At 30.8% G+C, this 11,593-nt stretch carries 10 protein-coding genes; 4 read left to right on the top strand and 6 right to left on the bottom strand.

Going from position 1 to position 11,593, the window contains the following annotated elements; translation table 11 throughout:
- Positions 1 to 132: 132 nt before the first annotated feature.
- From B4E59_RS13030 to B4E59_RS13015, 4 genes are read right to left on the bottom strand one after another with little or no spacing between them, the layout of a single operon-like run.
- A complete protein-coding gene (locus B4E59_RS13030; protein WP_286494826.1) occupies positions 133 to 1,176 on the bottom strand; it encodes a cytochrome-c peroxidase in 1,044 nt (347 codons plus the stop codon).
- A gap of 1 nt (position 1,177) precedes the next feature.
- Entirely contained in the window at positions 1,178 to 2,776 is a 1,599-nt protein-coding gene (locus B4E59_RS13025) for a DUF6850 family outer membrane beta-barrel protein (RefSeq protein ID WP_291048247.1), read from the bottom strand.
- Positions 2,777 to 2,788: 12 nt separating this feature from the next.
- Entirely contained in the window at positions 2,789 to 3,793 is a 1,005-nt protein-coding gene (locus B4E59_RS13020; protein ID WP_291053390.1) for a DUF4876 domain-containing protein, read from the bottom strand.
- Positions 3,794 to 3,820: 27 nt separating this feature from the next.
- Complete coding sequence (locus B4E59_RS13015) at positions 3,821 to 6,442, bottom strand: TonB-dependent receptor (RefSeq protein ID WP_291048252.1); 2,622 nt, start codon at positions 6,440 to 6,442, stop codon at positions 3,821 to 3,823.
- A 49-nt stretch (positions 6,443 to 6,491) separates the two neighbouring features.
- Between B4E59_RS13015 and B4E59_RS13010 the strand changes: the two genes are divergently transcribed.
- A complete protein-coding gene (locus B4E59_RS13010; RefSeq protein ID WP_219035308.1) occupies positions 6,492 to 6,656 on the top strand; it encodes an NUDIX domain-containing protein in 165 nt (54 codons plus the stop codon).
- Between the two features lie 644 nt (positions 6,657 to 7,300).
- On the opposite strand, the gene ffh is transcribed toward B4E59_RS13010, so the two are convergent.
- A complete protein-coding gene (gene ffh, locus B4E59_RS13005) occupies positions 7,301 to 8,662 on the bottom strand; it encodes a signal recognition particle protein (protein ID WP_219034600.1) in 1,362 nt (453 codons plus the stop codon).
- 116 nt (positions 8,663 to 8,778) lie between these two features.
- On the opposite strand from ffh, the gene B4E59_RS13000 reads away from it, so the two are divergent.
- Positions 8,779 to 9,141: a hypothetical protein gene (locus B4E59_RS13000; RefSeq protein ID WP_219034601.1), complete on the top strand. Its 363-nt coding sequence runs from the start codon at positions 8,779 to 8,781 to the stop codon at positions 9,139 to 9,141.
- 57 nt (positions 9,142 to 9,198) lie between these two features.
- Here B4E59_RS13000 and hemB read toward each other — a convergent pair whose 3' ends face one another.
- The gene (gene hemB / locus B4E59_RS12995; RefSeq protein WP_038334133.1) at positions 9,199 to 10,194 is read right to left on the bottom strand and encodes a porphobilinogen synthase; all 996 of its coding nucleotides are present in this window, start codon (positions 10,192 to 10,194) and stop codon (positions 9,199 to 9,201) included.
- Between the two features lie 388 nt (positions 10,195 to 10,582).
- Between hemB and B4E59_RS12990 the strand changes: the two genes are divergently transcribed.
- Both B4E59_RS12990 and trmD read left to right on the top strand, forming a co-directional pair.
- Entirely contained in the window at positions 10,583 to 10,849 is a 267-nt protein-coding gene (locus tag B4E59_RS12990) for a hypothetical protein (RefSeq protein WP_291053387.1), read from the top strand.
- Positions 10,850 to 10,892: 43 nt separating this feature from the next.
- Positions 10,893 to 11,579: a tRNA (guanosine(37)-N1)-methyltransferase TrmD gene (gene trmD, locus B4E59_RS12985; RefSeq protein ID WP_125349373.1), complete on the top strand. Its 687-nt coding sequence runs from the start codon at positions 10,893 to 10,895 to the stop codon at positions 11,577 to 11,579.
- The last annotated feature ends 14 nt before the right edge of the window (positions 11,580 to 11,593 follow it).

Raw genomic sequence — 11,593 nt, 5'->3', positions numbered from 1 at the left:
TTTTTCAGGACGTTACAATTTGTTATTTATTCGGTAATTGCGGTGGACGCATTTTGTATTGATTCTGTTTCAAACTCATCAAAAAAGCTTCTAATGCATCCATTTCCGAAGCAGTTAAATTCAATTTCTGAACTAACTCTGTTGTTTTCGGAAATAATGAATCATTTTCTGTTTCTCATTTGGTTGAAAATGGAACATTCCTGCATTGTACATATTGATTACACCACGAATCGTAGGAAAAAGTCCGTTGTGCATATAAGGAGCATTTTGAGGAACTTCTCGTAATGAAGGTGTTTTGAATTCACCAACATTCTTAGCCAATTTAGTTGTATTGTATAATCCTAAATCCTCGTATTCTCGACCATAATATGTCAAACCTATATTATGAAATTTATTATCCGAAAAATATGCTGTATTGTGACAATTGATGCAACGCGCTTTTGTACGGAAAAGATGTAAACCTTCAATTTCTTGATCAGTTAATTCATCCGATTTTCCTGAAATAAATTTATCAAATCTATTTTTTGGTGATAAAATCGTACGTTCAAAGGTTGCAATTGCTTTTGTAATACGGTCATTCGTTACTTTTTCGTCACCAAAAGCAGCTTTAAATAATTCTTTGTAACCATTAATTTCAGCAATTCGTTTTGTTGCAAAATCAATATGATGATTCATTTCTTTTTTATCACGAATCGGAAATTCAGCTTGTTCTTCCAATGTTTTTGCACGACCATCCCAAAACATCACTTTTGAGTAAGCAACATTCATCAAACTCGGCGAATTACGCGCTCCCAATTGTCGATCTTCGCCATAAGGAACACGACGACCATCACCCCAATTCAGCTCAGGATCGTGGCAATTTGCACAAGAAATTTGATTTGAATTTGATAAACGAGGATCAAAAAATAAGGATTTTCCTAACTCAGCTTTTTCTTTAGAATACGGATTATCTTTAGGAAAAGGAACTTCGCCTAATGTACCAATATCTTCAAAACCATCTTTCAAAACACTTTCGTCAACAGTTGGTTTAGGCCATTTTGACTGATCTCCGCTACTATACAATGCACGTAATTCGGTAACTGTATAACCTTGATCGATTATTTTGTTACTGTTAAACGCATAAAATAGAGTAGTCGCACCAAATGCAACGATTGGAAGCATTTTTTTCATCTTCATTCTAATAATTTAATTGAATTCCGAAATTCATTAAATACGTATTATCTGTATTGATTTCGGTAAAATTGCTCTTATTTGTTGCAAATATACCTTTTAACTGCGTATATACTTCGATTGTTTTATTGTTTTTTACAGGTAAAATGTAGCGAATAGAAGTTGAAGCATCAAAATGATTGGTTGTATTGTACGCATAATCATAAGCCGCTACATTGTCATAGAAAGTATCTTCGTTGATTCCAGTCATTTTTGTATAATCAAAATAAGAATCCAATAAAGCATAATAATTAAAAGCTAAACCAATATTTATTTTCGAATTATCATTCAACATTAAATCTTTATTTCCATAAATACCAACATCTAACGATTTAATTTTCATGTCATAAATAGCTAAAGCATCGTAATATTTGTTCTGATTATAGCTTGTTTTGAATCCAAGAAAATAATTCATTTTCGTAACATCACGATTAGCTAAGTTAACATCAAAATTTAGATTTTGTAAACGATTTTGATAATTCATTCCACCGATAGAAACATCGTAATTTTCACCATCTTTTCTCGAAAAATCTAAACGTGTATTGATTGTATTGTTATCAAATTTTGTCATAAAATTCGCATAAGCAAAATGCTCGTTGATATCCCAAACATAGATAAAGAACTTATCTTCTTTTGTTTTGCTATCATACATTCGCTGTTGATTTTCTTGGTAATTGTAACCTAAAATCAACTTTGTATTGTCTGAATTAAATTGATATCCACCACCGATTTTAGAAATGATATTTCGTGTAAAATATTCGTAAATTGTTTTTTCGTTATCTATTTTATTTCTCAATGGATTATTAATTTCGCGACCATAACCAGCCATGTAACGCAAATAGGTATTCGAATTTTCTTCTACATCTTGATTTCTACCTTTATACTTTAGACTATAATCTTTATCTTTTCGACCATATGAACCTAACACAAAAATCTGATGTCCCTCAAAAAGTTCATAACCAACTTGAATTTCTCCAACTAATTGATTGTTTTTAATCTCTGGACGAGGATCTAATTTACGCGCCATTTTGTTGACATTCAATTCAGCTTTTGCAGCCAAAGTTAAATTGCCAAAATTTTTCGAAACTCCACCACGAATCAAATATTGCTGATTATCCCAATCTGCTGCACGCGGAACGTAGAAATATTGAGGAGAAAGCACTTGTTGCTCATCTGTACGCTCGTCAGAAAGGTTCCATGAAAGATTTTTTTCATTGAATTTCTGCAAGTCAATCATTCCGAAAATTCTAAAACCATTTTCAGTTGTATATAAACCTTCGCTCAAAAAACCGTAACGACTTGTTTCTTCTGCTGTTTGTTTACGCGAAAATTGATTGTTTTTATGACTGAAATAAATTCCAGTATGCGTATAATCTTTAATCGGTAAAGAATGTGTCGCAACAGGTAATTGCCAATTCAAATCCTTTATAACTTGTTCAGCTTCGTTAGAAGTTACTTTTATCGAATCATTTTCTTGCGCAAATGATGTACTTCCTAAAAGTAAACAAGCAAAAGAAACAATTTTCAATAATTTGTTATCGTATGTTGTTAAATCAATTGATTTCATGTTATTTAATTTCTATTGCGCAAAAATCTTTGGTTCAGCTTTGATGTTTACAAAATCGTTTGTCGAATTGTTTGTATCCTTCAAAATTATACGACCATTAATTGTTTTTTGAGTTTTACGAATAATAGATGTTGATGTATAAGATCCTGCTGTTAAATAGGCGTAACCAGCATCTTGTTTGTTCTGTAATTTTTTCGGAACCAATTTAGTTCCCATGTCTTGTGTTGTTTCTACAGCATCTAAAATAAAATAATTCGGCAATTGTAAATACTGATACGTCGTTTTATTTGATGGATTTTTAACTTTTCCAAAACCATTTATATCATTTTCATCAGCCCTAAAAAGAATATAAGCTTGACGACCTAAATTATCTAACAATAAATCTTTATTTCCATTTGCCCACCAAACAATATCTAAATCTGGAACAGCAGGATTTTGAATATCATATGAATATTGAGAACCTAAATAGCTCGTCATATTTACCTTAAAATCTGCATTTGATAAATCGACCGTCAACTCTGGTTTTAGAATTTCGATTACTTTACCATTTGCATCGGTGTAATTTCCTTTGTGATTTATCGCCGTTTGCGCAATTGTAATACTTTGTCCTGGTTGAACTGGATAAGTCGTTCCATTTCCTGGAATACGAACCGCATTCGCAACATACACATAACCTGTATTTGCTTCTGCACCTTTTGTGTTTCCTTCACCTTTAGACCAATCTAATTGTCCATTTGCTTGGGAATATGGTTGAGATTCGACTGTATTTGCGCCAAATAATTGTCCAAAAATTAAACCATCTGCATAAATTACTTCATTCGTCATTCCTGTTTGTATATTTTTTAGAATTGTTTTCGCATTTACAGGTAATTTTGAAGCATCAAAATCGCTATCAAAAGTAACTTTTGTTGTAAATGTAACGGGTTGAACCGCTGAATTTCCAAAATCATCATCAGAACAAGAATTAAATAATAAACTTGCTAAAATAGGAGTGAGAAGTATATATTTTTTTAACATAATAATCTTTTTTGAAATTGTTTAGAATTAGAAAGTATATTCAATTTTACCTCCCAATGAAAATTTTGCGATTTTTGAAACAATTCTTTCACCAGAATCGTTGATATAAGTAGGTTTTAAACCAAAAACATTTGTTGTATAAACAGATACTTTGAATCCATTTAAGAAATCTTTCGAAATACGTAAATGAAAATTATGCAATGAATTTTGTAATTCTGCTAATGTTTTTTGTGGAGCTTTAATCAAATGTCCGTATAATTCTGTATTTCCTCGATCTTCGACAGGAATTTCGTGATAAACAGAATTTTCATCTAAGTAACCAATTGGATTCCTATTGTTGTATTTATCGTGATTTTGAATAAAAATATGTTCTGTACGAAGAGATAAAATCAATCCAACTTTTTTTAAATGATAATTAAAATTTGTTCCAAACATTAAAGCTTCATCATTCGATTTTGGATTATAATAAACAGCATATTTCTCTTTTGCTAAAACATTTGTAGAAGCCGAATATTCATAAACAGGCTTATTATTTGTAGTTTTTGTATACGAACCATTCACTGAAATATCTAAATTTAGAGGTTTGATTCGGTTAAAATTCATAAACATTTCAATACCTTTATCTGTCGATTCTAAATTATTTTCCAAAGTATTATAAATAATTTGATAGGCTTCTTTCCCAATAACAGAATAAGTTGGAGTAGAAGTGGATGTGTCGACACTAATTGTAGAACCTTCTAAAGTTGCTACATGATCAACTCTTGAAATTCCATCCTTCAATTGATTATAATACCCTGTTACATTTAATGATCCAAAAGGTAAATTAACATCAAAACCAATTTCTGAATTGTAAGATCTACTTGGTTTCAAGTTTAAGTTATTTCCTTCCAAAAGAAACGTTTCAATCCACCCATATTGTTTATTGTTGACATAATAAATTCCGTCTCCCAACAAACGATCATAAATTCGATCTCCCGTGAATAGCTGATTTAACGAAGGTGCTTTAGAAGCAATACCGTATCCACCACGAATTCTAAACACTTTATTGAACGCATAAGATGTATTTATACGCGGTTGAAATGTGTTATTTCCATACTGATTATCGAATCTAAATCCTAAATCTAATTTGAAAACATTGTCATTTTCGCCAAATTTTACAATTCTATCTTCTGCATAGACAGACAATTGCCATTGCGTTTTGGTATTTTTGAAATTATAATCACGATAACCTAAACCACCTTTTGCACCGCTTAATGTATAATAATTAGGCGTTGTATTTTCGTCCGTATATGTCCCTCGACCTTTGTTAGAGCTTGATCGAGAAGATAAACCAACAGAAAAAGTATGGTTCCAATTATTTTTAGATTCGTAATTTTTCACACCTTCTATATTTAAGAAAGTAGACATCGGAATTCCTTCTACATTTTTGACAAACGTGTATTGATTTGGTAAAAATATCGCATCCGAAATTCCATTTTCCGTAGAAGTTGTAACCGCAGCAGTTGCGACATTATTCCAACGTTCTTCTTTCGAATTTTGCTTTTCATAACTGATATTTGCATCAACATTCAAAGCATCAATCCAATCTTTTTTCAAGTTCCATTTCAGATTATTAGATAATCGAATCGAAAACTTGTCATTCTTTATTTTAGGATCCGAAATATCATCTGGATCATATTTTATTTTATCATTATTGATTGCGAAACTTCCTTCTAAAGTATTAACCAATGTATTGATTTTGTTTGATGATTTCCACGCCGCATTTGTTGTTATACGATTATAGGATTTTAAATTATCGCGAACATCTTCATTAGAAGCCAAATAATTACCCGACAAACTCAAGAAATTTCTATCATTAATTTTAAAACCTTTTGACATATTATATTCAGTCGTCGCATCTAACATCGAAATGGAAGCGCGTAGGGGAGTTGCACTAACTTTAGAATTGATGATGATTAATCCTGAAGTTAAATCACCATATTTTGCAGGAGCTATTCCTTGAATAATTTTTACTTCATCGATATTAGCAGTTGTAATTTGACGTAAATCAACACCATAACTAGGGTTATTAAAATCATTGAAACCACCACCAGATAAGGAAGTAAACGCTTGCATATTTTCATTGTTCGAAATTGGAATATCGTTGACTACAATCGACGTCCCAAACGCTTTATTCTGAAAATAATCTTTGCGATCATTATTTGTATTACTTGACAAACTTCCTGATAATCCCAAATTATTTGAAGAAATCGCAGTTCTAAAAACAACATTTTTGAACTCGTTATTATTAAAATCCATTGTTACTTGTCCTGGTAATTGTTGCAAAACTTCGTTTAACGAAAACGCTTGCACATTTTCTATTGCTTCTTTACCAAGCGTAATCTCGGAATATTCTTTCTTTTTTTTTGGGAAAATATCAACTTGTTCCAAACGTAAAGTTTGATTGTATAACACAATCGAAACGTTATTTTCTGAAGAATCTACAACAATTTCTTGTGTTTCTTTTCCTTTTTGAGAAAAAGACAAATTAGTATTCTCGTTCGTTAATTCTATTGTAAAAAAGCCATCCGAATTTGTTTGTGTCCATCGTTTCGTTTGAGGATCCTGAACCTGAACGTTAGATAATTTTTGACCATTTTCATCCGTCACAGTACCAGTTAAAATTCGTTGGGCATTTACAAAACCAAATTTTAATAAAATGAGTAAAGAATATTTAATTCCAATTTCTGTAAAAGGAATCGTTATAATTAATGGAAAATATTTGTTAGTTAAAAACAATAGAAACGAATGGGAATTGCCTGGAGGAAGATTAGAACAAAATGAATTAGTAGAAGAAACTGTTGTTAGGGAAATCAACATTTAAAATTATAAATAATGGATATATAAAAGAGCTTAATAAAATACTTTATTTAACATAATATATATTATAATAATAATATTTCTATGAAATATTATTATTAATAATCTTTATTATGTAAAGTTGAATAATGTCGTCTACCTATTATTTGGGATTATCTATACAACTTTGAAGGTTTTAGATTAGGAATATATTTTAGAACAATATAATTTGCAAACTATTTAAAACTATAATATGTCCATAATAACTATTTTTTATTGTGTCTGTTACAAAAATAATTTTTGATAATTTATTTTGTAAACTTTTATACAATTTTATGTCTTTCTTCTCTAATTTAAATTGATATGAACCTCCATACTCTGTTTCCGCATAATCATCAAATTGATTAATTTCTATATTTACTTTTTAAATAAAGTTTATAGAATATGTGTATTCATAGTCATTTAATTTCCACTCTAGCTCATCATCTTTTGTATAATTATAATATACTATTATACCATCTTTCTCTCTAGCTCCATTAAGACAGTTTATAAAAATTCCGAAAAAAATAACTATTAAGAAAAATCTATTTAACATAATATATTTAGTTTAAAATAAAAAAACCTCTAACAATTAGAGGTTTTAATATACTATAAATTATTGTATTATTATTACATTTTTGGCATTCCTGGGAATCCACCTGCAGGCATATTTTTAGACATTGTTTCCATCATCTTTTTACCATTTGCAGAATTCATAAATTTCATCATTTTTCCCATTTCAGAGAATTGTTTCAATAATTGATTCACTTCTTGTAAAGATGTTCCAGAACCAGCTGCAATTCTTTTCTTACGAGAATTATCGATAATATTTGGATTTTTACGCTCTTTTTTCGTCATTGAGTGAATAATCGCTTCAACCCCTTTAAAAGCATTGTCGTCAATATCTACATCTTTCAACGCTTTTCCAGCTCCAGGAATCATTCCAACCAAATCTTTCATATTACCCATACGTTTGATTTGCTGAATTTGTTTTAAGAAATCATCAAAATCGAAGCTATTTTTTGCAATTTTCTTTTGCAAACGTTTTGCTTCTTCTTCGTCAAATTGCTCTTGAGCACGCTCTACTAACGAAACAACGTCACCCATTCCCAAAATACGATCCGCCATACGTTCTGGATAGAAAACATCTAAAGCTTCCATTTTCTCACCAGTAGAAATAAATTTGATTGGCTTATCAACAACAGTTCTAATCGTTAAAGCAGCTCCACCACGTGTATCACCGTCTAATTTTGTTAAAACAACTCCATTATAATTCAATACTTCATTGAAAGCTTTTGCAGTATTCACCGCATCTTGACCTGTCATAGAGTCTACAACAAATAAAGTTTCGGTAGGATTAACTGTTTGGTGAACGCGACGAATTTCATCCATCATTTGCTCATCAATCGCCAAACGACCAGCTGTATCGACAATAATTACATTATTTCCATTTTGTTTTGCTTGTGCAATCGCTGATTGAGCAATTTCTACAGGATTTTTGTTTTCTAAATCAGCATAAACATCTACACCAATTTGCTCTCCTAAAACTTGTAACTGATTGATGGCAGCTGGACGATAAACATCACCAGCAACTAATAATACTTTTTTGTTTTTCTTAGTTTTTAGGAAATTAGCTAATTTACCAGAAAAAGTTGTTTTACCAGAACCTTGCAAACCAGCAATCAAAATAATTGTCGGATTATCGTCTACTTTCAGTTCAGTAACCTCACCTCCCATTAATTTTGCTAATTCATCATGAACAATTTTTACCATTAATTGTCCAGGATTAAGCGACGTAATTACGTTTTCACCTAAAGCCTTTTCTTTTACCGTATTTGTAAAATCTTTTGCAACTTTATAACTAACATCGGCATCAACAAGGGCTCTACGCACCTCTTTTACGGTTTCTGCAACGTTAATTTCTGTAATTTGTCCTTTTCCTTTTAAGGTATGTAATGCTTTATCTAATTTATCCTGAAGATTTTGAAACATTTTGAGTCAATTTTAGGACACAAATATAAAAAAATTATACCGAATAATATAAAATCACACAACAAGGGTTTTAATTAAGTTATAATGATTAACTTGCGTGCTCAAATTTTGGTTGAATGAAAAAAGGTTTAGTACTATTTTTATTCTTTGTTACTGGGGTGGTTTTCAGTCAAACAAAGAATAACCAAACTTATTATTTTTTTTCCATCGCTTATGGACAAGATAATGAAGTTTATGTGACAGATGTTTATGAAGCAAACATCGATAACAAAGATATCTACGGCAAATTGGCAGATAGATATACAAAGTTTCAGAATTATTTATTGAAAAATGGAACGATTGGTTCTTTAAAAGAAATTCAAACGGGTTACGAAAAGAATTATCAGAAAAAAGAACAAGCTGAAGCTGAACAAAAATATTTTCTATCTACATTAGAAAAACAACAATTTACAGCGAAAATGGTTAATTATTCGCTTTAAAGCATAAAAAATCCACTTCAAATGAAGTGGATTTTTTTATTTTTATTTTGAACTGATTTATTGATCGTTCAATAATCTTGCTGCTTCTTTTGCAAAATAAGTTGAAATTAGGTCTGCTCCTGCTCTTTTGAAACAAGTTAAAGACTCTAAAATTACTTTATCATTATCTAACCAACCTTTTTCTACAGCAGCTTTTATCATCGCATATTCACCTGAAACCTGATAAACAGAAACCGGAACTTGTAAATTATCTTTCACTAATTTAACAATATCCAGATATGCCATACCTGGTTTTACCATCAAAATATCTGCACCTTCTTCTACATCCGCAATTGCTTCGCGCAATGCTTCTTGTGAATTATGGTAATCCATTTGATAGGTTTTTTTGTCTTTCGGAATTTCTTGAGAATCAACTGGTGCAGAATCTAAAGCTGTACGGAAAGGTCCATAAAAAGATGATGCATATTTCGCAGCATACGTCATAATTCCTACATTATGAAAACCGTTCTCCTCCAACGCAGCGCGCATCGCTCCTATTCGACCGTCCATCATATCAGAAGGCGCAACAAAATCTGCACCAGCTTCTGCATGAGATAATGTCATTTTTACCAAAGCATCAACTGTTTCATCATTAATAACTTCTCCATTTTTGATGATTCCGTCATGACCATAAATTGAATATGGATCTAAGGCAACATCAGGCATTACAATCATTTCTGGAACAGCATCTTTAATTGCTTTGATTGTATTTTGCATCAATCCGTTTGGATTCCAAGCCTCTTTACCTGTATTATCTTTTAAGTTATCACTAACTTTACAATATATGTTAACTGATTTTATACCTAAATCCCAAATTTCTTTTACTTCTTTTACAGTATTGTCAAGAGATTGGCGGTAAATACCTGGCATTGCAGCAATTTCTTCCTTCACGCCTTCTCCTTCAGCCATAAAAATTGGTAAAATAAAATCGTTTGGTGACAAATGATTTTCGCGAATCATACTACGAATTGATTCGTTTTTGCGTAGTCGTCTATGTCTGTTATATAAAAACATTTGATTAAAATTTTAGACAAATTTACTCGATTTCATTTGAATAAGGCTAATGAATAATATCAATTATATTTATTGATTTTAAAAGAAAATCAATCATTTGAATAATCAATTAAAATATTTATCATTCATTATATTATTTGGATTAATATCTTGTAATAAAAGCAATTATAAAACGATTCAATTTAGAAGTTTTTCTATGGAAATTCCGAAAGATTGGAAAAAAGTGTAATTAGGCGGAATTGATAGTGAAGTTGGAGGAATTATTACTCCAAATAATGATACATTAATTTATGATTATGGTTTACTTGCAGGCGGAGATTTTGATATTAATGCTAAAATTGCAGATAGTATTTTTACAACTATTTTAAATAATAATCCTGATTTAGAATTGGAAAAAATCTCTGAATTATATATCAATAAACTTCATAAAACAAATATTGATTCTATCGTACATTCAAAATACCAGATTTCTTATATTGTTATTGATCATCAAAAAGCAAAACTTATACAATCAAATCATCATAAATTAATTGCAGTTTATATGGATACTATTAAAAACTCAACTTCAAAATTTAATTTTATTGGTTACAATTTAGATGAAAAGTCACAAGAAGAATTTATAAATTCTATTAAAACAATCAAATTCAAAAAATAGATTTAAACTTGCTCAAACGTAGCTAAACAAATATCTTTGCAGCATGCGAATAGATATTATCACTGTTTTACCCGAATTATTAGTTAGTCCATTTTCTGCCTCGATTATGAAACGTGCGCAAGACAAAGGTTTAGCTGAAATTCATGTTCATGATTTGAGAGATTTTGGAAAAGGACGTTATCGTCATGTAGATGATTATCCGTACGGAGGAACTTCTGGAATGGTGATTATGTGCGAGCCTTTGGACAAAATGATTTCGAAATTGAAAGATGAACGAACTTATGATGAAATTATTTATTTGACGCCAGATGGTGAAACGTTGAATCAAACAATTGCGAATGATTTGTCGTTGAAAGGAAATCTTATGATGATTTGTGGACATTACAAGGGAATCGATCAACGTATTCGAGATATGTATGTGACGAGAGAAATTTCGATTGGCGATTATGTGCTTTCTGGTGGAGAATTTGGCGCAATTATTTTGGCTGATTCTATTATTCGTTTATTACCTGGCGTAATTGGTGATGAGACTTCTGCCCTTTCAGATTCGTTTCAAGATGATTTGTTAGCGCCACCAATTTATACGCGTCCTGCCGAATATAAAGGTCTAAAAGTTCCTGATGTTTTACTTTCGGGTAACTTTCCTAAAATTGAAGAATGGTTGCATGAAAAAGCAGTTGAACGTACAAAAGAACGTCGCCCAGATTTGTTAGAAAAAAGATCAAAATAAACTAAAAAAAGCTT

It is taken from the genome of Empedobacter sp. UBA2044, from assembly GCF_002333005.1.
GTDB lineage: Bacteria > Bacteroidota > Bacteroidia > Flavobacteriales > Weeksellaceae > Empedobacter > Empedobacter falsenii_B.
Note: the sequence above shows the minus strand (reverse complement) of the source record. Positions and strands in the feature narration are given on the sequence as shown.

Excerpts from the sequence above, each read along its gene's own strand:
- B4E59_RS13030 (WP_286494826.1), bottom strand. The coding sequence starts at position 1,176 with ATGAAGATGAAAAAAATGCTTCCAATCGTTGCATTTGGTGCGACTACT.
- B4E59_RS13025 (WP_291048247.1), bottom strand. The coding sequence starts at position 2,776 with ATGAAATCAATTGATTTAACAACATACGATAACAAATTATTGAAAATT.
- B4E59_RS13020 (WP_291053390.1), bottom strand. The coding sequence starts at position 3,793 with ATGTTAAAAAAATATATACTTCTCACTCCTATTTTAGCAAGTTTATTA.
- B4E59_RS13010 (WP_219035308.1), top strand. The coding sequence starts at position 6,492 with ATGAGTAAAGAATATTTAATTCCAATTTCTGTAAAAGGAATCGTTATA.
- ffh (WP_219034600.1), bottom strand. The coding sequence starts at position 8,662 with ATGTTTCAAAATCTTCAGGATAAATTAGATAAAGCATTACATACCTTA.
- B4E59_RS13000 (WP_219034601.1), top strand. The coding sequence starts at position 8,779 with ATGAAAAAAGGTTTAGTACTATTTTTATTCTTTGTTACTGGGGTGGTT.
- hemB (WP_038334133.1), bottom strand. The coding sequence starts at position 10,194 with ATGTTTTTATATAACAGACATAGACGACTACGCAAAAACGAATCAATT.
- trmD (WP_125349373.1), top strand. The coding sequence starts at position 10,893 with ATGCGAATAGATATTATCACTGTTTTACCCGAATTATTAGTTAGTCCA.